Source organism: Corynebacterium sp. 212_CJEI (assembly GCF_001055915.1).
GTDB lineage: Bacteria > Actinomycetota > Actinomycetes > Mycobacteriales > Mycobacteriaceae > Corynebacterium > Corynebacterium jeikeium_D.
On record NZ_JVPT01000049.1, the window covers coordinates 1 to 22,223 of the forward strand.

Below are 22,223 nucleotides of genomic sequence, written 5' to 3' on the forward strand. Positions count from 1 at the left end.
CAACCGGATCGTTCGCGAAAAATCCGCTCCCCCTGGAACGAATCGGAGCCCCGGCCCGTTGTTGACGATGTCCCCCCCCCCAAAAAAAAATCAAAAATCACGTTAGGAACCCCACTTGTCAGCCTTCTAAGCTGAAGACGCGGGTTCGATTCCCGTCATCCCCTCCACGCAACCGGGCGCATTGCTCCCGGTTTTTACTTTCTGAGCCGACGTCCGGGGACCAGAAATTCTTCTGACCTCTGTTCAGGATCCAGTGCTACGGGTACTCTGGGCACCATGAAGCCCACCATTATCGATGCCGATACTGGACACGAACTATGGACCGCGGTCGAATGCGCTGCTTTTTCCGGCACCGCACGTGGCACTTTCACCAGCTACGCTGGCCGCAAGAAGGCTCCTGAACCCGTCGCGAAGCTTCATGGGTTGACCCTGTGGGATTCCGAAGAAGTTCGCGCATGGCACGCCAATCGGAAGAGCCGCACCAAGAGCACCGACTCCGCCGAATCATAGATACCTACCCATACCCAATCATTTCCTGGTTCCCGAGCTACATCTGTCGGACAGATATGTAAGCTCGGGAACTTTTTTCGCTCTACATGCGTTATCTCAAGTAATTACAAGCAGTACCCGCAATTTCCTTTTTGGAGGCCTAGCCCATGGGGGCTTTAATCCTGATCGCGATCACCGTCGGCGGCGCAATTATCATCGCGTCGATGGCTCAAAACCGCTCTAACAGGGCCTTTGATGCTCGCCAGAACAATCAATTGGAAGACGCCGTCGCAGACGCCCGCCGATGGATTGAGCGACTGGGCTCACAGGTATTGAACCTGGCTGGCACCGATTCGGCTTCCACGCAGGCTCTTGCTGACGCATCCGAGCGCTACAATGCCGCTTCCTCGCAGATTTCTACTGCGCGCACCCCGGCACAGGCGCGAATGGCCCGCGAATCGGCGCTGGAGGGCCTGCACTACATCAATGCGGCTCGCGAAATTATGGGCCTGCCGGCGGGGCCGACACTGCCACCGCTGGAGGGGCAGAAGGCCGCTGGTTCTGTGACCGAAACTCGCACCATTGAGCACGAAGGCCACTCGGTTACCGCCTCTCCATACGCCACCCCGGAAACTCCGAACTACTACCCCGGTGGTCGTGTCGCTGGCCGTCCGGTTCCGGCCGGTTGGTACTCCGAGCCATGGTGGAAGTCCGCGCTCCGCACCGGTGTCTGGACCGCAGGCTCGATGCTGCTGTTCTCTACCCTCTTCCACGGTATGGCCGGTGTTGCCTACGGCGCTGATGAGTTCGCCAGCGGCATGGGCACCGGCGCTGACGACTTCGGCGGCACCGAGGACTTTGGAGCCGAAGACTTCGGTGGAGACGATTTCGGTGGAGATGACCTTGGCGGCGACTTCGGTGGCGGCGGTGCAGATGCCGGTGACGCAGGCGACGGCGGAGGCTTCTTCGACGGCCTCTTCGGTGGCGGCGACGGCGGCGGCGACGGCGGCGGATTTTTCGACGGCGGATTCGACGGTTTCGATATTTAGAAAAAGCCCGGCGCCGCTATTTCGCTAAATCCGCAAAAGGATCGACAGTGCCGTCTGTCTGAGGCCGATACTCAATTTTTCTGGCGGCGAATCGACCAGCTTCCTTGCCAAGGATGCTGCTAATTAAAGCAACAGCCATATCCATACCTGCTGCGACTCCTGATGAGCTCCAGCGATCTCCGTCTTCAACCCATCGAGCCGCTTTCACCCACGTCACTTCGTTTCCGAACGAGGTAGCCCAATCAAAAGCCAACTTATTACTAGTTGCCCGCTTTCCTTCAAGAAGCCCAGCCGCAGCAAGCAGTGCGGAACCTGTGCAAACCGATGCCACTAACCGCGCCCGGGATCCGAGGTTGTTGAGCCAGTCCAAAAACTCTGCATCGTCAACTAGTGTTCTACTCCCGGCTCCACCAGGAACTAGAAGAATATCGACCGTTTCGAGGTCAGTGGCACAACGTGTGGCGATAACCTGCGCCCCCTGAGCGCTGGTTATCGGACCAGCAATGTTGGCGACATATTCGACCTCAATCTCTGGGACATGGCCAAAAAGGCCAACCGGTCCAAATACGTCCAAGAGCTCGAACCCGGGGAATAGCACAACAGTTACTCGGCGATGCGCTTCTTGATTTGTCATACGACAATTCCTACTCCGTCTACACATGAAAAAAGGTCTGGTCCCAGAGTTTTCTGGAACCAGACCCCTTTTTTATTCCTATCAACAGATAGCGAACAGCAATCCCTTTAAGCTTCTGGCAGCTCCGGGGCAACGCCAGTCTTTTCGTACTCTGCCAGAATGTCGATGCGGCGCTGGTGACGCTCCTCCTCGCTCCACGGCTGGGAGACGAAAGCATCGACGATAGCCAGGGCCTCTTCCTCAGAGTGCATACGACCGCCGAGGCCGATCAGCTGAGCATTGTTGTGCTCGCGGGCGAGCTTTGCGGTCTCCACCGACCAAGCCAGCGCACAACGAGCGCCCTTGACCTTGTTAGCAGCAATCTGCTCGCCGTTGCCGGAACCGCCGAGCACGATGCCCAGGCTGCCCGGATCAGCGACGGTACGGGAAGCCGCCTCAATGCAGAATGCTGGGTAATCATCTGCAGGGTCGTAGGTGTGAGCGCCGCAATCAACGACGTCGTGGCCAGCCTTCTCCAGGTGGGCCTTAATCAGGTTCTTCATCTCAAAACCGGCGTGGTCTGCACCAAGGTAAATACGCATGGCAGCAAGTTTAGCGGTTCCCACGGATTCCACGGCGTCTGCACCCGTTTTGGGTATTGCTTGACGACGTCTCCTGCGCAGCCGAATAGGGTGAAAAGTGACTGTATTTGCGTTTCAGCACGTCTTCGAAACCGGAAATTGGGTGCTTTTACCGTGTCTCCTGCGCCGCAAGCTCACTTCCAAGTCGATCCGGATTCCCATGGCTCCCATGGGAATCATCACGCACCGGTGGTGCGAACGGTTCGGCATGACATCAACAAGAAACCATTTATCGTCATTTGGGAGGTCACGCGGGCTTGTGGCTTAGTCTGCAAGCACTGCCGTGCAGATGCGCAGCACGAGCCGCATCCTCACCAGCTTTCAACCACCGAGGGCAAGATGCTGCTGGAGACCTTGGCGTCGTATAGCAAACCGAAGCCGCTTGTGGTGCTCACCGGCGGTGATCCTTTTGAGCGTGATGACCTGGAAGAATTGGTGCGGTTCGGCACGGAGCAGGGGCTGAATATGTCGCTGTCGCCGTCGGTGACGCCGCGGTTGACGCCGGAGCGGATCAGGTCGTTGCGAGAGGCCGGCGGTAAGGCGATGTCGATGTCGCTCGATGGCGCGACTGCCCAGACCCATGACAAGTTCCGCGGGTTTTCGGGCACTTTTGAAAAGACGCTCGAAATGGCTCCGCACATCAACGAGGCCGGTTACCGGCTGCAGATCAACTCGACCCTGACCAAGGGAAATATTCATGAGGCGCCAGCGCTGCTGAAGACCGTCATGGAGATGCAGGCCAAGATGTGGTACGTCTTTTTCCTCGTTCCCACTGGCCGTGGTGCGGATTTGGGCGCATTGTCACCGGAGGAACGCGAGGATGTTCTGCACTGGTTGTCTGATGTCTCCAACCGAATTGCCATTAAGACGACGGAGGCGCCGCAGTATCGGCGCGTCGTCATGCAGCAGGAGGCAGCAAAAGAGAAAGGGCTGCCACCCTATGAGGGCGGCGAGCTCTACCGCTACTTAACCGAGGAAACGACAAAGCTGCTCGGCACTGTGCCGGAGAAGCCACGTCGCCCGCGCTCCCCCATGGCCGTCAATTCCGGGTCAGGTTTTGCCTTCATTGACCACATCGGCGACGTCTACCCCAATGGTTTCCTGCCGCTTCACTGCGGAAATGTGAAGGCCACGCCATTCCAGGAAATCTATTCGAACTCGCCGGCGTTCAAGGCCCTTCGCGATCCGGACAATTGGCACGGCAAGTGCAGCGTCTGTGAATACCACAGCGTATGCGGTGGGTCCCGCTCGACTGCGTACGCGTTGACCGGGGATTACACGGCATCCGATCCGACATGCATCTACATCCCACCACGGTGGGCTGCCATGAGCGAAGAAGAACGGCAGGCCTCTACCGGGCAAAATGCTGGCGTCGGGGCGGGTCAGCCCTCTTAGCTACATGCCCTAGCCGCTAAAGCTTTCTTAGTCGAAGCGCGGGCTCTCAGTGCGGGAGCGCTTAATTTCGAAGAAGTACGGGTAGCTGGCGACGGCAACCGCGCCATCAAAAATCTTGCCCGCTTCTTCACCGCGTGGGATGCGGGTCAGCACCGGGCCGAAGAAGGCAACGTCGTTGAGCTTGACCACCGGAGTGCCGACGTCGTTGCCGACCTCCTTCATGGCCTCTGCGTGGTTTTCACGCATGAGCTCATCAAACTCCGTAGTCAGGGCCTGGGCCAGGCGCTCTTCCGGCAGACCAACCTCTGCGAGGGCTTCCTTAATCAGCTCGTCGAATGCGTGCTCCGGCTCGTCGACATGCGCGTGGCGATCGATGCGGTTTTCGTTGTGGACCTTCGTGCCCAGCGCGGTGTAAAGCTTGTCGACGGCCTCCTGGCCATCCTGGGAGAACACGGCGTTGAACAGGCGTGCCGGGGTCCAGTTGCACTGCATCATGAACTTGTAATCTTCCGGCAGTTCATCGCGGCCTTCATTGAGCACCGACAGGCTCATCGGCTTCCACTCGATCTCGATGTCGCGGACCTTTTCGACTTCCTTAATCCAGCGCGACGTCACCCAGCAAAACGGGCAGGAAACGTCGAAGTAAAAAGTGACCTTGTCTCGATTGCTCATGTGAAAGTCCTCCTAAAGCATTGATTGACTTATCAACGACTATAGGGCGGATTTTTTCGGCTCGCATTCATGAATTCGGATGGGTCCGAAGTCCTACCGGACCTGGTGTTAACTGGCTCCCCCATCGGGCGCCGTCTAAATCGCCTACCTAACCGTTCCAGGGCAAGCCCGTAGCCTCCAGGGAATCAGCGGCAGCCTCCAGGTAGGCAGGCCAGTCGGCGTAGTCCAGGAACTCCGAGCCCACCTCGTGGTCCATGGAGACCATCTTCCCCGAGCGCATGTCCAGACAGTAGTTGTTTCCGCCGAAGTCCATGACCAGTGGAATCCATGCCTCGTGATACCACTTGCCATCCGAGTCGGCGCTGTCCATGCTTTCGGCTTCAAAGTCATCGAACTCGCCGTCGGCCTGCAGCTGAGTCCACAGCTTGTAGTCATTCAGAATCGACTTAGGCGGTGCAATCCAGCCACCGTCCCACGGCTCACCGTCCACAGACGCGTGCCGCAGCCACGAAGCTCGCACGTAGTCTGGCAGCTTTACTCCGAGGTCAGCCTCAAGCTGATCCAGTTCCGCTTCTGTCGCCGGGGCCTCCAAAGCATCGTCGCCAAGCTTTGCTTCAATGCGATCCCACGCCGCGTTGACCCGTTCAACCTTGCTTGCATCATCACTGAGTTCGTACATGAAACGAAGTGTATTCACGTTCGGCTTTGCTCGCATGCCAAAGAAGCCAAAATCTCGCTCAATCGACCGCCAATCGACCGCCCGAATCGACACGCAATGAGCGAGGAAGTCGAGGTCACCCCGCCCACCACGCTACTGCCCGATTCCCAATCCGGGGTCGTGGTTACACTTGTCGCATGACTTCCACGAACCTAACCAGGACCGAGGCCGCCGACCGTGCGGCCATGCTCGAGGTGTCCCACTACGACATCTCCCTCGACCTTACGACCGCACCGGTCGGTGGGCAGCACAGCGCACCAACATTCGCTTCCAAGACCACAATTTCTCTGAAAGCGAAGCGCGCTGGTTCCACCTTTATTGACCTGCGTGATGCGGTTGTCAAGAGTGTGACCATCGACGGCGTCGATGCCACGGAGGCCGCTCGCTATGACAGCGAGACCGGCATTAACGTAGACCTGACCGAAGGTGACCACACCGTCGTTATCGATGCGGACTGTCGTTACACCAATAACGGCCAGGGCATTCACCGCTTCCAGGATCCCGCCGATGGCGAAACCTACCTGTACTCGCAGTTTGAAACTGCCGATGCCAAGCGCGTGTTCGCCTGCTTTGACCAGCCGGATTTGAAGGCGACGTACTCCATCCACGTCGTGGCGCCGAAGGGCTGGAAGGTTATTTCCAACTCGGTAGCCAAGACCGGCACCACCACCGATGTCCACGGCAATGAGGCCGACACCTTCGACTTCTCAGTGGATGTTCCGCTGTCGACGTACCTCGTCGCAGTCTGTGCGGGCCCGTGGCACGAGGTCACTGACTCGTGGACCGGCACTGTCGCACCGCACCCGGAAACCCCTGCCGAGCACCAGCCGGACGGCGAGCTGACCATTCCGCTAGGAATCTACTGCCGCCTGTCCATCGCCGAGTACCTCGATGCCGACACTCTGTTCAAGGAGACCAAGGAAGGCTTCGACTTCTACGCCAAGCACTTCGGCGAGCCCTACCCGTTCGGCAAGTACGACCAGATCTTCTGCCCGGAATACAACATGGGTGCGATGGAAAACGCCGGCTGCGTGACCATCCGCGACGAGTACGTCTTTCGTTCCAAGCCCACCCATTACCTCTACGAGCGCCGCAACGACACCATCCTGCACGAGATGGCTCACATGTGGTTCGGCGATTTGGTCACCATGCAGTGGTGGGATGATCTCTGGCTCAACGAGTCCTTCGCTACCTGGTCGGCTGCCGCCGCACAGGTTGAGGTTTCCGATTACAGCCACGCCTGGACCACCTTCGCCAACGTAGAGAAGGCCTGGGCCTACAAGCAGGATCAGCTGCCGTCGACGCACCCGATTGCCGCCGATGCCAGCGACATTGACACCGTCGAGCAGAACTTCGACGGCATCACCTACGCCAAGGGCGCGTCCACCCTCAAGCAGCTGGCCGCCTACGTTGGTCAGGACGCCTTCCTCGCCGGTGCTCGTCTTCACTTTTCCCGCCACCGCTTTGGCAACGCCACCTTCGCGGATCTGTTGGAGGCGCTCTCCGAGGCCTCCGGTCGCGATCTGTCTGGCTGGGCCGATCAGTGGCTGACCACCACCGGCATCACCACCCTGGCGCCAGAGTTCCATCAAGAGGACGGCAAGTACACCTCCTTCGCAGTCACGCAGGAAGGCGCCGAGCCGGGTGCCGGTGAACTCCGTGATCACCGAATCGCAGTGGGCATCTACAACCTGCGCGGCACCGGCGCGGACGCTGTACTTGAGCGCACCAAGCGCGTGGAAATCGACGTCCGCGGTGCCCGCACCGATGTCCCAGATCTGGTCGACACACCAGTTGGCGACGTCGTGCTGGTTAACGACGACGACCTCACCTACAGCATGATTCGCCTGGACGAAGGCTCGCTTGCCACCGTCATCGACAACATCGGCGCTTTCACCGATTCGATGGCGCGCACACTGTGCTGGTCCGCCACCTGGCAGATGGTTCGCGCAGGCCAGATGCGCGCTCGCGACTTCGTCAACCTGGTGCTTCGCGGCATCCCGGGCGAGGATAAGCTCTCCGTCTTGGAGCGCGTCATCGCTCAGGCGGTCAGCGCCGTCAACGTCTACGCCGATCCTCAGTGGGCCGAGTCCACCGGCCGCGATCTGCTGGCTCAGGGTCTGTTGGACTACGCGAAGAAGGAAACCGACGCCGACCGCGCCCTGGTTTTCGTTAACGCTCTGGCTACCGTGGGCTCGTCGAATAGCGACGTCGCCGACGCACTGCGCGCCATCTACGCCGGCGACGCCGACAAGGCTGGCTTCCCCGCTGTCACTGTCGACACCGACATGCAGTGGCGCGCCTTGAAGGCTCTGGTTTCCGCTGGTCTCGAAGGCGAGGAGGCCATCGCAGAGCTTGAAAAGACCGACAATTCAGCACTCGGCGCACAGGCCGCCATCGCCTGCCGCGCCTCCGTGCCGACGCTCGCCAACAAGTCCCGCGTCTGGGCTGAGGCGACTGTCTCCGGCGACGACGCCCCATCGAACCTTGTCATTCGCCACCTGCTGGCCGGCTTCAACGCGCCGGGCTCGGGTGCAGTGCTCGCGCAGGCGCTTGACGACGACTCCCGCGCCACCATCAACGCGGAGCAGTCGGCAACCTCACTGTCGGAGCACTTCTTCGCTGTTGCCAACAGCTGGTGGAAGCAGTTCTCATCCGAGACGGCACAGACGCTGCTCGAGGGCTTCTACCCCACCTGGGAGATCAGTGATGAGGCAATTGCAGCCGCTCAACGTCTGCTCGACAGCGACGAGACTGCATCGCCGGTCAAGCGCATCATCTCTGAGCAGCAGTTCCTGGTGAAGCTCGCTCTTCGCGCCCGCGAGTTCGACGCGAAGTAACAAGTGATTTCGGCCGGCACTTTGGCCGTTATCGTTTTCGTGGCATCAAGTCGATAGACTTGGTGCCATGACAACTTCTCAGACGCTCTTTGACTCCGTCGGCGGCGAGGATGTCTTCAATCGCATCGTCCATGGTTTTTACACGCGCATGCGTTCCGATGACCTCATCGGCCCGATGTACCCCAGCGATGACTGGGAGGGCGCCGAGGATCGACTCCGCATGTTCCTCGTCCAGTACTGGGGCGGGCCGCGTTCGTACAGCGAACAGCGTGGTCATCCGCGCCTGCGCATGCGCCACATGCCGTTTTCCATCGGCGAAGCCGAACGCGACCGCTGGCTGGAGATCATGAGTGCCTCACTCGCAGACATTTCCGATGACGAGCTCCCCCGCCCCCAGCGCGAAGCCATGTGGAACCACATGGTGCAGGTTGCTGACATGCTCATCAACCGCTTCGACGCGCAGTAGGAATTAGGCCCTGCGCCGCTAGTTCAGCAGCGGCAGCACGCCAAAGGACTCGAGCGTAAAGATCGAGCCAAACCGCCCATCCAGCCGGTGCCACCGTCCCTTTGTGGACACGCGCACCGGCTCTTTTTCATCCGGTTGCTCCGGGATAAAGCCCATCGTGCACAGCGCAAACACGTCCCGCATGGTCACGTCCACCACGCTTTTCGACGTCTCCTGCGACTGCCCTTCCCCTGTATCAACAGTGGCTTCACCGGTACCGCCGCTGACAGTGAGAACCTTTTGGTCCAGCAGAGACGGTGGCATGCCCATCGGGCCGGAAGATTCGACGGCGACCGCGCGCCCCTGCTTCTCGAGAGTCCGGAAGGCAGTGGCTGGAACATAGTCGACAACCTGCCATCCTTCCGGCACTGGCAGGAATCCCGGCCAGGAGGACGCCGACTGCGCATGCACGCGGTATGGCATCGCGGTGAGCGAAGCTTCTTTCTCCTCTCCGTCCTCAGCAGTTTTTGCCTGCGCAAAGGCACGCACTGCGATGTCTTTAATCTCCGCGGCGGTGACGATGATGTCGTCGGGAAGCGCGTGCAGCGCAATCGTGCGCATGGCGAGCGGGCCGATTGGGGTCTTCACCCATACCTGCGACATTGCGGGCGCAGCGTTAGGCGCGGACGAGGAACTGATACCAGCGGCGGCGGTCTTACGTACTCGGATGCGTAGCAACGTGCTCTCGTCGAGGGCGTAGGCCTTATGGGCCAGGACGCCCAGGTTCTTCAGGGCATCGGGAGTGCCGAAGGTCAGCTCGGCAGCGGGATGAGAAGTGGTCACGGCGAATTACTTGTCCTGGTCTTCCTTGTTGTCTTCGATTGCGGGAGCTGCAAAACGCTCCAGTTCACGGCGGGCAGACGGGGAGAGCTCGACTGCCTTCGCAGTCTTGAGATCAAACATCACCATCACGGTTTCGAGCACAGCAACGATGTGATCATGCTGGTCGGAGATTGTCTGGCGAAGTGTGAAAGAGGTGCGACCGAAGTTGATGATCTCGGTCTCAACCACAACTTCCTGGGTGTCCGGCAAAATAGCGCGGACGTAGTCAATCTCCAGGCGACGCACCACTGCCGCAGGCATCCCTGCCCCGCCGCCGAGACCGCGCATCACAAAGTCCAGACGAGCCTGCTGGGCGTATTCCAGGAAAGCGGTGTTGTTGGCGTGGCCATACTGATCGAAATCAGACCAGCGGATAGCGACGTTGGTACGAAATGGTGCTGATTCAGTCATACCCAGAACTATAGGCGTTTTCTGGAGCTACGAGCCTGCGAATACGCGAAAGCCCGGGACCTGTGCACTGGTGCGAGCCAGTCCACAAGGTTCCGGACTTTGCCGTTGGCAAAAATCAGATTCGCGCGAAACAGATTATCGGGTCAGGCGACGGTGCGTGACGCGCGACGGGCGTGCAGCCTCCTCGCCGTAACGCTCAATCTTGTTCTTCTCGTAGCCCTCGAAGTTGCCCTCGAACCAGAACCACTTGCCCTCTTCGAAGTTGCCTTCCCATGCGAGGATGTGGGTACAGGTGCGGTCCAGGAACCAACGGTCGTGGGAAATGACCACGGCACAGCCCGGGAAGTTCTGCAGTGCGTTTTCCAGCGAAGACAGGGTTTCGACGTCAAGGTCGTTAGTCGGCTCATCCAGGAGGATCAGGTTACCGCCCTGCTTCAGGGTCAGCGCGAGGTTCAGACGGTTGCGCTCACCACCGGAGAGAACCTTCGACGGCTTCTGCTGGTCCGCACCCTTGAAACCGAATGCAGACAGGTACGCACGAGACGGCATCTCGTTCTGGCCGACCACGATGTAGTCGAGACCATCAGAGACAACCTCCCAGACGGTCTTCTCCGGATCGATGTTTTCACGACCCTGGTCAACGTAGCTGAGCTGAACAGTCTGACCGACCTTGACCTCACCGGAATCCGGCTGCTCCAGACCCACGATGGTCTTGAACAGGGTGGACTTACCCACACCGTTCGGGCCAATCACACCGACGATGCCGTTACGCGGCAGGGTGAACGACAGGTCCTTAATCAGGACGCGGCCATCGAAGCCCTTCTCCAGGTCCTTGACCTCAACAACCTGGTTACCCAGGCGCGGCGGGGTCGGAATCTGGATCTCTTCGAAGTCGAGCTTCTTGTACTGCTCGGCTTCCTCCACCATCTGCTCGTAGCGCTCCAGACGGGCCTTGTTCTTGGCCTGGCGAGCCTTCTGACCCGAGCGGACCCACGCCAGCTCGTCCTTCAGGCGCTTCTGCAGCTTGGCGTCCTTCTTACCTGCAACCTCGAGGCGCTCAGCCTTCTTCTCCAGGTAAGTCGAGTAATTGCCCTCGTACGGGTAGAGCTTGCCGCGGTCGACCTCACAGATCCAGCCAGCGACGTGATCCAGGAAGTAACGGTCGTGGGTCACGGCCAGGACGGCACCCGGGTACTTAGCCAGGTGCTGCTCGAGCCACAGCACAGACTCGGCGTCCAGGTGGTTAGTCGGCTCGTCGAGAAGCAGCAGGTCCGGCTCGGAGAGCAGCAGCTTTGCCAGTGCTACACGACGACGCTCACCACCGGAGAGGTGAGTAACCGGCTCGTCCGCCGGCGGGCAGCGAAGCGCATCCATTGCCTGCTCAATCTTGGAATCCAGCTCCCAAGCATCAGCGGCGTCGAGCTCCTCCTGGAGCTTGCCCATTTCTTCCATGAGCTCGTCGGTGTAATTGGTGGCCATCTCCTCGGCGATGGCTTCAAAACGAGCCTTCTTCTCGAAGATGTCGCCGAGGCCCTCCTCGACGTTGCCGCGAACGGTCTTCTCCTCATTCAGCGGAGGCTCCTGCAGCAGGATGCCGACAGTGGCGCCCGGCTCCAGGAAAGCTTCACCGTTACTCGGCTGATCAAGGCCAGCCATAATCTTCAGAATCGACGACTTACCTGCGCCGTTCGGACCGACCACGCCGATCTTTGCGCCCGGGTAAAACGCCATGGTGACGTTGTCGAGAATAACCTTATCGCCGTGCGCCTTGCGCACGTTTTTCATCTGGTAGATGAACTCACCCATGGTGGAATTTCGTCCCCTCGTAGAAAGGAAATAAGCAATCCCTGTAGAGGTTACGCATAGGAACCAAAAGGCACAATCTACATGGGCGTACCCGCAATCCTTTCCCACCAAAATCTCTGCCAGGCTCCTAGCAAAACTAGCTGCGAGATAACGCTGCCGAATCGTATGCGATCCCTCCCCTTTCTCAGCAGCGTCACCTCACGTGCAGTAATTACCCCTCCCCTCTTTCCGCTCTTTCAGCGGCTCCCCCTCATTCCGCTCTACAACGATGTACTGGCTCCTGGGTTAGAACGGCGCACTGACTCCTGCATCAGCCATTTCTCGCTGCTCCGAACTAGCTGCACCTGTGTTCCCCGCCTCACCAGCGCCGCCTGTACTAGCAGTGAAGGTGCGCACGGCCCCGGCCTGAGACGCAACTGTCTCAGTAACCGAAGCTTCCGAATCCCCAGTCGATGCCTCACCAAGACCAGTCGGCGACTCATGCGGCTTCTCAGTCATAGTCTTCACTGTTGCCAGGTGACGGCGCAGATTCGGACCTACCGCCTTAGCAATGATCTTCTGGCGCTGATGCTTCGTACCATCATCGCCCTCCCAGCGATCCGTACGAACGTGACCGTGGACAATGACGGCTTGGCCCTTCCACACCGTGTTATTCACGTTCTCGGCGAGCTTGCCCCAACATTCAACATCAAAATATGACGTCTCCGACTGCTCCCAACCATTCTCCCCCTTCCATGACTTGCTGGATGCCACAGAAAACTTGCAGACCTTTGCCCCAGAATTGGTGTTTCGATTTTCCACATGATGGACCACATTGCCCACCACGGTAATAACTGCCTCAGACATCGGGCTCCTCCCCCAAAGAAAGCGTTTACCTACTGCGGCCGAATAATTCGAAGGTGTCTCATTCGTGCCGTGCCAATTACTTTTCCGGCTTCGAGAAACAAATGAAAGAGGTACATAAAAAGCCTGTGGATAAGTTTGTCGAAAAGACAACTATCCACAGGCTACGTATGAAGTTGAGGGGCGAAGTCGCGGCAATCCTCGTCGTCAAGCATGCAAAATCAGCTTAACGACGCTACCTTCCGCGCCTCTTCGAGGCATCGATCGGATTATCCATGTGCACCGGATGCTGCGCGTCAACCTCCGAGGTGTAGTAATCGCGCTCATCCTCGCCACCAACACCGACCTGCTGGCTCATGCGAGCGAGCATTTCGTTGTAAGCGGCCAACTCCTCATCATTGTTGCGGTCTGCGACGCGGTCGTAGCGGGCTGCATCCTTTTCATCGGAACGCCGCCACTGTACAAACAGCGCAACGGTGACGATGTAGAGCGGAACCTCACCGGCAGCCCACGCGACGGCACCACCAACGTTCTGATCTTCCAGGAGATTCACTGCCCAAGGGAGATCCAGGCTGGCGTAGTAGGCCTCGGCAAGCACCTGCTGCGACTGCATCAGCGAAATACCGAACCAAGCGTGGAACGGCAACGACCCCATCAGCGTGACCAGCTTGACCGACGGCTCAATCTGCTGTGGTGCAGCATCGACACCGATAATGACCCAGTAGAAGATGTAACCGGAGATCAAGAAGTGGATGTTCATGAACACGTGGCCCGCGTGCTCATCAGCCAGGAAGTCGTAAATCGGTGTCATGTAGAGCAGGTAAAAGCCCGCGACGAACTGCACCGTTGCCACAACCGGGTGCGTGAGGAAACGCGACACCGGGTTGTTGATGAAGACCACCAGCCACTCACGAATACCAGGCAGACCATCGCGGCCGGCCGGCTTCAGCGCACGCAGCGCGAGCGTAACTGGGCCGCCCAGGACCAGCATGACCGGAATGCCCATGGAGTAAAGCATGTGGGCGATCATGTGAACCGAGAACAGAGCCGGCATGTACACGCCCAGCGCGCTGCACGAAGTAAACAGCAGCGTGGCACAGCCGGCGAGCCACCACAGGGTGTTGGACAGCGGCCAGGTACCGCCGCGCTTCTTCAGCAAGTAGAGCCAGTACAAGTAAATCCACGCGGCAATGATGGCGGCAGAGCCGAAGAAGATGTCAAAGCGCCACTGCGTGAACATGGCCTCCCAACCGAATGGGATCTCCAGGTTGTAACCTAGCTTGACCTGCATCTGCGTAATCGACGGCAGGCCCTCACCGCCGGCCTGCTCAGAGAAATTCGGTGGCGGCGGAGTACGGCCCAGAGCTACGGCAACGCCGATTGTCAGCGCCATGATGATGACCTCGACAATGGCCAGACGCCAGAATGGACGATTCGACTGAGCGCGCTCAATCTCCGGAATGGTGATCTTGCGGTGCACATAGCCGCATAGGCCCAGCAAGATAGTGAGAACGGCCTTGACCAGCACCATGATGCCGTAGTTGTTGCTGACCAGGTCAGACCAGTCAATGTTGATGGCTGCGTTAATGAAGCCGGAGGCAGACATGGCGATGAAAGCCACCAACGCCACGAAAGAATAGCGCTTCACTACCTCTGGCATCCATTCACCGCGACGACGCGCGTGGCCAACCAGCGCCATCAAACCGCCGACCCAAAACACAGTGAAGGTCAAGTGCCAGATGTAGGAGTTAGTGCCGTAGTCATGGGCACCACCGGAGGCATTGTGGCTTACAACCGCCAGCGGCATCATCGACACCAAGCTGATGGCGAAGAACACCGGCTGCCAAATCCACTTACGAGTCAGCGATGAACCAAGCGCCACAATGCCCGCAAAAATAGCTACCCACAGCCACGCCAAGCCCTCCTTGGTCTGCTCCAACGACACAGCCCAGTTACTCAGCTGAATCGTCGTCGACAGCGGCTGGCCCGACACATCGGAGAGCACCAGCGGAATCTCCATCAGCGCCATGAGGCCCCAGCCGAGCATGGCCCACATACCCGTGCGGGATGCCGTGTAGCCGTCGAGGCCCAAAGTGCCGTCGGCACGCTGCTTCGTACCGAAAGCGGCGAGCATAAACGAACCGACACCGAGGCAGGCGAGCAGCTCACCGGCCGCCTTCGCGAACGGGAACCCGAAGGTGGTGATTGTGCCGGGATCGGGAATACCCAACGTGGCGCGCGAATCCATGTTGAACGCCATCGAGAGCAAACCAGCTAGAACGCCGCCGATAAGTACAAAAACAACGTACCAACCAGCAGATTTACGGACTTTCTTATCCTTGCTAACAGGCGGAGAGGTCTCGGCCTTGGTCGTGGCAGTCATAGCCCTAAGCTTAGCGACCAAAGTCCCTAGAACAGAACCGGTTGTGATTGGCTACATTAGAGACGCTACAATGCTTTTCTTAGCTAGCCTCCATAGCTCAGTGGACAGAGCAGTCGGCTTCTACCCGATTGGTCGAGGGTTCGAATCCTTCTGGGGGCGCGTTTTCTACCCCCGTCTTGAACTGGTGTTTTACGAGTTCAGGCGGGGGTTTACTCTATCTAACTACCCCCGCTAATGTAGGCTCAGATTGGCTCTTGTTGGTTTAAATGCAGCGGAAATGCAGCGGATTTTGGGCATGAAAAAGGTGCCCCACCGGCCAGCTGTTCGGAAATCCCGAACAGCTCAAACCAGCGGGGCAACGGCTCTTCATTAGTTCTCGGTCGGTGGATTCCTGGCTGTCGGTAGCGCCTGCGAATCTCCCACACTTGGTGCCGCAAACCGGCGCTACATCCGAGCCCGTGAACTGGCTCAAGCACCCCGCTCTGGTAACCCGCATTCGACACCAGAGCAGAATATTCCGCAGCCCAGATAGCTGCCGGGCTACTCATCTCCCATACCAAGTACGCTGCAGCGGAAGCAATCTACGAACCAGCCACTGGGGCCATAGCCCGGGAATTTGATGTCGCCACTCAGCTACTGCCAGTGTGGCGAGAACTGCTCGAGAGAACACGAACATGCGGCGGGCGACGTATCGGGGGTGTTTTACACTAGGTTTTGAGGTCAAATTTACCCCCGTCGTGTGGTCAAAGATTGAAAACCATTCACCTTAACGCAGAATAAGGGCAGTCATAAAGAACGCCAAGAAAGGAATCATGCGATGGCCGCCCACACCGCCAAACGAGTCCTCATCATCGCAGCCTGTGTTGCAATTCCGTTCGCCGCTGCCTGCGGATCAAACAACGACCCCTCCCCATCAAGCAGCAACATGTCGACCAGCTCGACATCAACGCCCTCGCCGTCAAGCACCACGTCCACTGAATCCACCACTGATTCTCCGTCTGAATCATCAAGCCCAAAGAACAGCCCCAACCCCACCCTCGAGCACACCACCGAACCTACCTCTTCGCCCCGTGGAGGTGAGTCCACGTCCGCACGCCCAACCGGGTATACCGAAGCCCCAGGCCAAGCAGAACCATCTGAAATGAACAAAACCGTGGCATCCTGCGGCGACCCCGCTTTGCATGAGACCGGGACAACATTCTTCACCGACGGTTCAAGCGGCTGGACGCAGCAGTGCGCCTCCCAGATGATGGCGCAGCAGCCGGCGGCGACACCAGAACCAGCTCCGGCTCCCGCCGCGCCGGCTCCTGAACAGCAAGAATACTACGTAACCCCAGGCGCTTACTGTTCAGGAGGAGGAACAGGAGTCAGTAAGAACGGCACACCTATGACCTGCTCCGCCGGCCCGGACGGCCAAGCCCGCTGGCGCTCTCAATAAACAAAGGAAACGCAATGACTTTCGAAGACCGCACTACGCAAGCCGCCGCAAGGAAGCCGTTCTATAAGCGCTGGTGGTTCATCGCCGCGTCTTTTCTGCTTGTACTCTTCTTAGCATTACTAATCTTCACCCCAGCTCAAGAAAGTGCTCCGACAGACTCAGGTGACGTTGCTGAAGAGATCACCCTGCACCCAATTGGAGAACCAATCGAAGCACCTGGAGTCACCCTCACTGTCGAATCAGTCACACGTTCAGACAGTATCGAGCTCTACGCTGACGGATACAAACGCGGCTACATGCCAAATGAAACTCTCAACGCTGACAAAGGTGAATACGCCATCGTCAAAACTGACGTGAAGAACACCGGACAGTCCCCAATGGATCTCACATGCGGATTTGCCGTTCGAGCACTACTAATCAACACCGAAAATCAGGTTTACGACCCCATCGACAGTCTCTACCGCATTATCGATAACCCGGAATGCAATGACAGCCTAAACCCGGGGTTCGAGACACAAATGACTTGGGTGTACCAGATTCCATCGGACACCGAGCTTGGAGTATTTGGATTCACAAACCCAGATGTTAGCTATGACGATCTCGAGTTCGTCGATATTCGAGAATCGGAGTAAGCGAACTCGGAAAATAGGGCATTCACGCCGACTCATTTTCTTCACCGTCTGCCGAGCCACCAAAGAAAGGCAATAACCATGAGCATTGACCAAGCAGTCCAGAGTCTCGCCGCCAAGGTTCGAGAACTAAAGCCAATTATCGAAACGGAAGAAGCCACAAAAACGGCCTTTATCATCCCCTTCATAAGCACCGTCCTCGGCTACGACGTCACAGACCCCCGTGAGGTTATCCCGGAATATACCGCGGACGTGGGCGTAAAAAAGGGAGAAAAAGTAGACTTCGCCATCAAATCAGGTGATGACTTCCGATTCCTTATCGAATGCAAGAAAATCGGAGAACCGCTCCGACTAGATCACGCGAATCAGCTTGTCCGATACTTCAATGTCACAGATACCGAGTTTGCGATTCTTACCAACGGTGAAGTGTACGAATTCTATGCACAGCTAGACGCAGCGAATCGAATGGACGAAAAGCCATTCATGACAATCGACCTCGCTAACATCGATGCGCGTGTCTTCCCGCACCTCGAGATGTGCACAAAGACTCGCTTCGATTCTGAAACGATTGCGGCAAGCGCTGAGCAACTCAAATACATTTCTGAAATTCGCAAGGTTCTGGCATCACAGTTCAAGGAACCAGATGCTGATTGGGTTAGGCTCATCGCATCTCGAGTGACATCGCGCCGCATGACAGCGCAAAACCTTGAGATTTTCACCAAACTTGTCTCGACAGCTCAATCTCAGTTTCTTAAAGATGAGGCGAATCGTCGGTTGCGTTCGGCCCAGGATTTTGATGAAGTCCCAGGTGCGACACCGGCACCGTCGGCTGCTACCGCCTCCCCTGCCGAACCGGAGGAAACTGATGATTCCGGAATCGTGACAACGGAAGAAGAGTTGCAGGCATTTGGAATTATCCGCGCAATTTGCTGCAGCGAAGTCTCTGTTTCTGATGTGACCATGCGTGACGCGAAATCATATTGCGCAATTTTGTACCGCGATAACAACCGGAATCCGATTGCTCGTTTGTACTTCGACCGGCGCGTTCCACGTATCGGTATCTTCGATGCGTCGCGCACTGAACAAGTATTTGACCTCGGTGCGGTTGATGAGGTTTACGAGCATGCGCAGCTTCTTCGCGAGCGCTGTATAGCGCTTCGCGATCAGTAACGCCAATGGCGCAGCAGACATAAAAATAATGATAGGGGCGCTCGACCCGACACCAATTCAGGGAACGCCCCAGGATGCCGCTGCATGTGGAGCCGTACTGGGGTGGGTGGCGGATTGGCCGGATTAAACGCTCTGATGTGCAAGCCTGGCTGGCCGAGTTCAGCGCTGGCGCGTCGACGGTAAGGAAGGCGCACGCTTGTCTCGCGCAGGTTCTCGATGTCGCTGTTGGTGACGAGGTGCTGGCTTCCAACCCGGCGCGCGGTGTGCGTCTACCCCGCAAACCGAAGGCGAAAAAGGTGTACTTGACCGCCGAGCAGGTCAAGACCCTAGCCAAGGATTCTAAGCGCCCTGAGCTCATCTGGCTGCTCGCTATCACCGGGCTGCGGTGGGGCGAAGCCGCAGCGCTACGAGTCCGTGACGTTAACGTTCTGCGCGGCCGTGTACACGTGGAACGGAACGCTGTCACCGTCGGCAGCAGAGTCATTATCGGCACGCCGAAAACACACGAGCAGCGCACGGTGGCAGTGCCGAAGAAGGTCATGCGGATGCTCGAGCCACTGCTGAAGGATAAGCTGCCGGATGCGCTGTTGTGGCCGGCAGGCAATGGTGGGCCACTTCCGACACCTTCGAAGCCGGATTGGTACTACGGGAACCTTGAACGCGTAATGAAGGCGAATAAGGGGTTTCCGTATGTGACGCCGCATGGTCTGCGGCATGTGGCGGCAGGATTGATGGTGGGATCTGGTGCGTCGGTGAAGGTTGTGCAGTCGCAGTTGGGGCATGCGAGTGCGGTAATGACTCTTGATACCTACGCGGATTTGTTTGATGGTGATTTGGATGCGGTGGCGGACGTGATGGATGAGCAGCTGCGTGGCGTGATTTAATGCAGCGGAAATGCAGCGGTTTCCCGGTTTTTGCATGCGTTTCTGCTGTTCATAGCGTCTTCATGGGTGGGTTCGAATCCTTCTGGGGGCGCAAAAATAACCCGCCTGAACTGGTTTTATACCAGATGCAGGCGGGTTTTTACTTCTTAGTTCTTCTTGTTATCCGCAGGATCCGGGCGCAAGTAGCGGTCAACCATGTCGACGACCTCTTCGACAGATTCCTTGTCTAGCGTCGCGTCCTTGCCATCCGGGCGCCACACCAGCACCATCGTCTGAATCAGACGGTAAATGTTGCGCGCCAGCAGATATGGATCGTGCTCGCGAATAGTGCCGTCTTCCTGCCCGTGACGGACACCGGGGAGAATGAATTTCTCCACAATTTCCAGCTGTGTATCGCTCATCTCTCCAGTGAGCGCTTCTAAGACACGGTCGGGATCTGTCTTGACCAGGCCAGGGAAAAAGTCACTTTCGATGATGCGTTGAACGACGATTCGAATACGCAGCAACATGCGAGCGCGCGAATCGCCAGGGACATAGCGGAGCCCCTCAAGCATGTGCAGGATTTCGCGGTTGGTCACTTCCCCCAGAAGCTCACCAATGTCAGCGTATCGACGATATACGGTCGGACGCGAAACTCCTGCCTTGCGAGCAATTTCTGCAATCGAAGTCCTACGCAAGCCCACAGTCATTACGCTTTCGCGCGCAGCGGCAATGATGACATCATCGACGGATGGTTTCTGTGCCGCGGTGGTGCTTTGAGCAGCGTCGCCAACACGCCTCGTCTCATCCATGTAACTATTTCTCCCGTTGGAATCCGAACTCAGAAGTAATTTTATCAGGCAAATAGGTCGATTTAGTTCATGCCCCGTTGCCCAATTCTAAGATCTTTCGTTCCAGTTAATTTCGTTTCCCCCACAATTCGCTCCACAAACCACACGGCAATCCACACGCCCGACCACAGCACAATCCACATCGCTAAGCTGGGCGTAGTCAGCGTGTGCCCACAGCCCAGTCCGGGCACAAAATGAGGCGCACTGCCGAATCATGCCGAATCTCAGCGAAAGGTGAAATCATGGCTCAGCCCGATCCCGATCTCAAGCTCTCCCCTGAGCTCGACCGCATCGTGTGGATTGACTGTGAGATGACGGGCCTCGAACCCGAGCGCCACGTCATTGTCGAAATCGCGGCTCTCGTCACCGATGCCAACCTCAACGTCCTCGGGGAAGGCGTGGACATCGTCGTGCACGCGTCCGAGACCGAATTGGCGCAGATGGATGATTTCGTCACCAAGATGCATGCGAAGTCCGGCCTGGATCAGGAGATTCGCGACAGCAAGACTAATGTCGCCGACGCCGAACAGGCTGTTTTGGACTACATCCGTCAGTGGGTTCCCGAGCCGCGCACCGCCCCACTGGCAGGCAACTCGATTGCCTCCGACCGCAAGTTCATCCACCGCTACATGCCAGAGCTCGACCAGCACCTGCACTACCGCATGATTGATGTCTCTTCCTTCAAGGAACTTGCCCGCCGCTGGTACCCCCAGGTCCTCAAGGGCGCTCCAGAAAAGGGTCTCGCTCACCGAGCTCTTGCAGATATCAAGGAGTCGATCCGCGAGCTGGACTACTACCGCCGCGCCATGCTTCTGCCCCACCCCGGCCCCGAAGGCGACGCTATTTCTGCCGCAAGCAAGGAATCGACGGAAAAGTACGGTGAGATTCGCGGCTAGCTCGCTTTACGACGACCCAAACCCCACCCTTTCCCAAATTTATCCGGGTTGACCTGCTGTTTTTGTTTCCAGCCCACTGTGGGCTACCATATAGTTCGCTGCAGAGATGAGCTGAGAATACAGCTCCTTTAATGCGGTAATGGTGACTGTAGTTCAGTTGGTAGAGCACCAGGTTGTGATCCTGGGTGTCGCGGGTTCGAGTCCCGTCAGTCACCCCAAGTAGAACCCTCGGCCAGGTTTTTCCGGGCCGAGGGTTTTTGTGTTTCCGCCCGGCGCGTCGCCGGGGTGGGCCTTTTTGCTGCTAAGTCCCCCCCCCATAGTCACTACCGAGTAGCCACCAAGCCTGCATCCGCGGACTGCAGCTTGCCGTCAACCATCTCCACGATTCGGTCGGCACCGTGGAGCTGCCCCAGGTCGTGGGTGATGTACAGGGTGGCCACACCCATCTTCCGCGTCACATCCATAATCAGTCGCGTCACCGCCCCTGCACTCTTCTGATCCAAAGCCGCGGTCGGTTCGTCGACTAGCAGCACTTCCGGCTCATTCATCAGTGCGCGCGCAACATTGACGCGCGCCTGCTGACCACCGGAAAGCTGGCTCACGCGACGTTCTCCCAGCCCAGCCAGTCCGACTGCCTCTAGCAGCTCATCCGCGCGCTTCTCCGCTTCACGACGGCCACCCGCGGGCCACCCGAAAACACGGCCCAGTCGCCGCATTGCGATGAGCTGCTGCTTAACCGTCAGCGCTGGCAGAAGATTCGGCTGCTGGAAAACAATACCGATGTGTTCGCGACGAATCTTGGCAGCATCCGCGCCGCGAGCGCTCAAATCAATGGCCTTCCTTTCCGCACTCTCGTCCGCGCCTGCACCGTTCGCGTCCTGTTTGTTGGAGTACAGCGTGACATGTCCGGTATCGGCACTCTTCAAACAACCTGCGATGGTCAACAGAGTCGACTTGCCGGAACCCGATGGTCCGACCAGTCCCACTACCTCGCCTGCCCGGATCTTCAGCGAGATGTCATCCAAAATGGTGCGTTTGTTGTCGCCATCTTGGACGGTCAGCGAGATGTTCTTTAGAGCGAGTGCCACGGGAGCCTGGTTGTCGATGTAGGTAGTCATTTTGTCCTCAATTCCTCAATTCCTCAGTTGCAGGTTGTGCATGATTAACGCGATGTGAGTGTTCTGTGGGA

General features: G+C 58.0%; 22 protein-coding genes and 2 tRNA genes. 12 read left to right on the forward strand and 12 right to left on the reverse strand.

Translation table 11 applies throughout. The features are described 5' to 3' along the window. Positions 1-276: 276 nt before the first annotated feature. Positions 277-510: a hypothetical protein gene (locus tag ADB02_RS04995; RefSeq protein WP_048734899.1), complete on the forward strand. Its 234-nt coding sequence runs from the start codon at positions 277-279 to the stop codon at positions 508-510. Between the two features lie 146 nt (positions 511-656). Beyond that, positions 657-1,538, forward strand: coding sequence for a hypothetical protein (locus ADB02_RS05000; RefSeq protein WP_016422295.1), 882 nt, complete (start codon positions 657-659; stop codon positions 1,536-1,538). Between the two features lie 16 nt (positions 1,539-1,554). Here the strand turns inward: ADB02_RS05000 and ADB02_RS05005 are convergent, their stop codons facing one another. Then, complete coding sequence (locus ADB02_RS05005; RefSeq protein WP_016422294.1) at positions 1,555-2,172, reverse strand: DJ-1/PfpI family protein; 618 nt, start codon at positions 2,170-2,172, stop codon at positions 1,555-1,557. 107 nt (positions 2,173-2,279) lie between these two features. Then, positions 2,280-2,753 carry a ribose-5-phosphate isomerase gene (locus ADB02_RS05010; protein ID WP_005511109.1) on the reverse strand — a complete coding sequence of 158 codons (474 nt, stop codon included), beginning with the start codon at positions 2,751-2,753 and terminating at the stop codon, positions 2,280-2,282. A 228-nt stretch (positions 2,754-2,981) separates the two neighbouring features. Here ADB02_RS05010 and ADB02_RS05015 point away from each other — a divergent pair, with 228 nt between their 5' ends. Further along, positions 2,982-4,187 carry a TIGR04053 family radical SAM/SPASM domain-containing protein gene (locus ADB02_RS05015; RefSeq protein WP_049189865.1) on the forward strand — a complete coding sequence of 402 codons (1,206 nt, stop codon included), beginning with the start codon at positions 2,982-2,984 and terminating at the stop codon, positions 4,185-4,187. 27 nt (positions 4,188-4,214) lie between these two features. On the opposite strand, the gene ADB02_RS05020 is transcribed toward ADB02_RS05015, so the two are convergent. After that, complete coding sequence (locus tag ADB02_RS05020; RefSeq protein WP_049189866.1) at positions 4,215-4,859, reverse strand: DsbA family protein; 645 nt, start codon at positions 4,857-4,859, stop codon at positions 4,215-4,217. Between the two features lie 148 nt (positions 4,860-5,007). Then, on the reverse strand, positions 5,008-5,538 hold the full coding sequence (locus tag ADB02_RS05025) for an SMI1/KNR4 family protein (RefSeq protein WP_224783792.1): 531 nt from the start codon (positions 5,536-5,538) through the stop codon (positions 5,008-5,010). 176 nt (positions 5,539-5,714) lie between these two features. On the opposite strand from ADB02_RS05025, the gene pepN reads away from it, so the two are divergent. Both pepN and ADB02_RS05035 read left to right on the forward strand, forming a co-directional pair. Further along, a complete protein-coding gene (gene pepN, locus ADB02_RS05030) occupies positions 5,715-8,417 on the forward strand; it encodes an aminopeptidase N (protein WP_049189868.1) in 2,703 nt (900 codons plus the stop codon). Between the two features lie 67 nt (positions 8,418-8,484). Continuing rightward, entirely contained in the window at positions 8,485-8,883 is a 399-nt protein-coding gene (locus tag ADB02_RS05035; RefSeq protein ID WP_049189869.1) for a globin, read from the forward strand. Between the two features lie 18 nt (positions 8,884-8,901). On the opposite strand, the gene ADB02_RS05040 is transcribed toward ADB02_RS05035, so the two are convergent. The 5 genes from ADB02_RS05040 to ADB02_RS05060 form a co-directional block, all read right to left on the reverse strand. Then, positions 8,902-9,705 carry a hypothetical protein gene (locus tag ADB02_RS05040; RefSeq protein ID WP_049189871.1) on the reverse strand — a complete coding sequence of 268 codons (804 nt, stop codon included), beginning with the start codon at positions 9,703-9,705 and terminating at the stop codon, positions 8,902-8,904. 6 nt (positions 9,706-9,711) lie between these two features. Further along, positions 9,712-10,155, reverse strand: coding sequence for an acyl-CoA thioesterase (locus ADB02_RS05045; protein ID WP_016422286.1), 444 nt, complete (start codon positions 10,153-10,155; stop codon positions 9,712-9,714). A 135-nt stretch (positions 10,156-10,290) separates the two neighbouring features. After that, a complete protein-coding gene (gene ettA / locus ADB02_RS05050; RefSeq protein ID WP_016422285.1) occupies positions 10,291-11,961 on the reverse strand; it encodes an energy-dependent translational throttle protein EttA in 1,671 nt (556 codons plus the stop codon). A 285-nt stretch (positions 11,962-12,246) separates the two neighbouring features. Continuing rightward, positions 12,247-12,807, reverse strand: a complete 561-nt coding sequence (locus ADB02_RS05055; RefSeq protein WP_049189873.1) for a single-stranded DNA-binding protein — start codon at positions 12,805-12,807, stop codon at positions 12,247-12,249. Between the two features lie 232 nt (positions 12,808-13,039). Then, the gene (locus ADB02_RS05060) at positions 13,040-15,187 is read right to left on the reverse strand and encodes a cytochrome c oxidase assembly protein (RefSeq protein ID WP_049189874.1); all 2,148 of its coding nucleotides are present in this window, start codon (positions 15,185-15,187) and stop codon (positions 13,040-13,042) included. A gap of 86 nt (positions 15,188-15,273) precedes the next feature. Between ADB02_RS05060 and ADB02_RS05065 the strand changes: the two genes are divergently transcribed. Beyond that, a tRNA-Arg gene (locus ADB02_RS05065) sits at positions 15,274-15,346 on the forward strand. Between the two features lie 651 nt (positions 15,347-15,997). Here the strand turns inward: ADB02_RS05065 and ADB02_RS11565 are convergent. Beyond that, positions 15,998-16,273, reverse strand: coding sequence for a hypothetical protein (locus ADB02_RS11565; RefSeq protein ID WP_160313715.1), 276 nt, complete (start codon positions 16,271-16,273; stop codon positions 15,998-16,000). A 55-nt stretch (positions 16,274-16,328) separates the two neighbouring features. On the opposite strand from ADB02_RS11565, the gene ADB02_RS11745 reads away from it, so the two are divergent. The 4 genes from ADB02_RS11745 (at position 16,329) to ADB02_RS05085 (ending at position 19,308) form a co-directional block, all read left to right on the forward strand. Beyond that, positions 16,329-16,625 (forward strand): hypothetical protein, encoded by a 297-nt coding sequence (locus ADB02_RS11745; protein ID WP_224783793.1) that lies wholly within the window; start codon positions 16,329-16,331, stop codon positions 16,623-16,625. 14 nt (positions 16,626-16,639) lie between these two features. Then, a complete protein-coding gene (locus ADB02_RS05075) occupies positions 16,640-17,257 on the forward strand; it encodes a DUF4352 domain-containing protein (RefSeq protein WP_049189877.1) in 618 nt (205 codons plus the stop codon). A gap of 78 nt (positions 17,258-17,335) precedes the next feature. Beyond that, complete coding sequence (locus tag ADB02_RS05080; protein WP_049189879.1) at positions 17,336-18,424, forward strand: type I restriction enzyme HsdR N-terminal domain-containing protein; 1,089 nt, start codon at positions 17,336-17,338, stop codon at positions 18,422-18,424. Between the two features lie 74 nt (positions 18,425-18,498). After that, on the forward strand, positions 18,499-19,308 hold the full coding sequence (locus tag ADB02_RS05085; RefSeq protein WP_049189880.1) for a tyrosine-type recombinase/integrase: 810 nt from the start codon (positions 18,499-18,501) through the stop codon (positions 19,306-19,308). Positions 19,309-19,454: 146 nt separating this feature from the next. Here the strand turns inward: ADB02_RS05085 and ADB02_RS05090 are convergent, their stop codons facing one another. Beyond that, complete coding sequence (locus tag ADB02_RS05090; protein ID WP_016422282.1) at positions 19,455-20,099, reverse strand: TetR/AcrR family transcriptional regulator; 645 nt, start codon at positions 20,097-20,099, stop codon at positions 19,455-19,457. A gap of 281 nt (positions 20,100-20,380) precedes the next feature. Between ADB02_RS05090 and orn the strand changes: the two genes are divergently transcribed. Together orn and ADB02_RS05100 are read left to right on the forward strand one after the other, a co-directional pair. Then, complete coding sequence (gene orn / locus ADB02_RS05095; RefSeq protein WP_049189882.1) at positions 20,381-21,034, forward strand: oligoribonuclease; 654 nt, start codon at positions 20,381-20,383, stop codon at positions 21,032-21,034. A gap of 142 nt (positions 21,035-21,176) precedes the next feature. Next, a tRNA-His gene (locus ADB02_RS05100) sits at positions 21,177-21,252 on the forward strand. Between the two features lie 105 nt (positions 21,253-21,357). On the opposite strand, the gene ADB02_RS05105 is transcribed toward ADB02_RS05100, so the two are convergent. Further along, the gene (locus ADB02_RS05105; RefSeq protein ID WP_049172923.1) at positions 21,358-22,152 is read right to left on the reverse strand and encodes an ABC transporter ATP-binding protein; all 795 of its coding nucleotides are present in this window, start codon (positions 22,150-22,152) and stop codon (positions 21,358-21,360) included. Between the last annotated feature and the right edge of the window lie 71 nt (positions 22,153-22,223).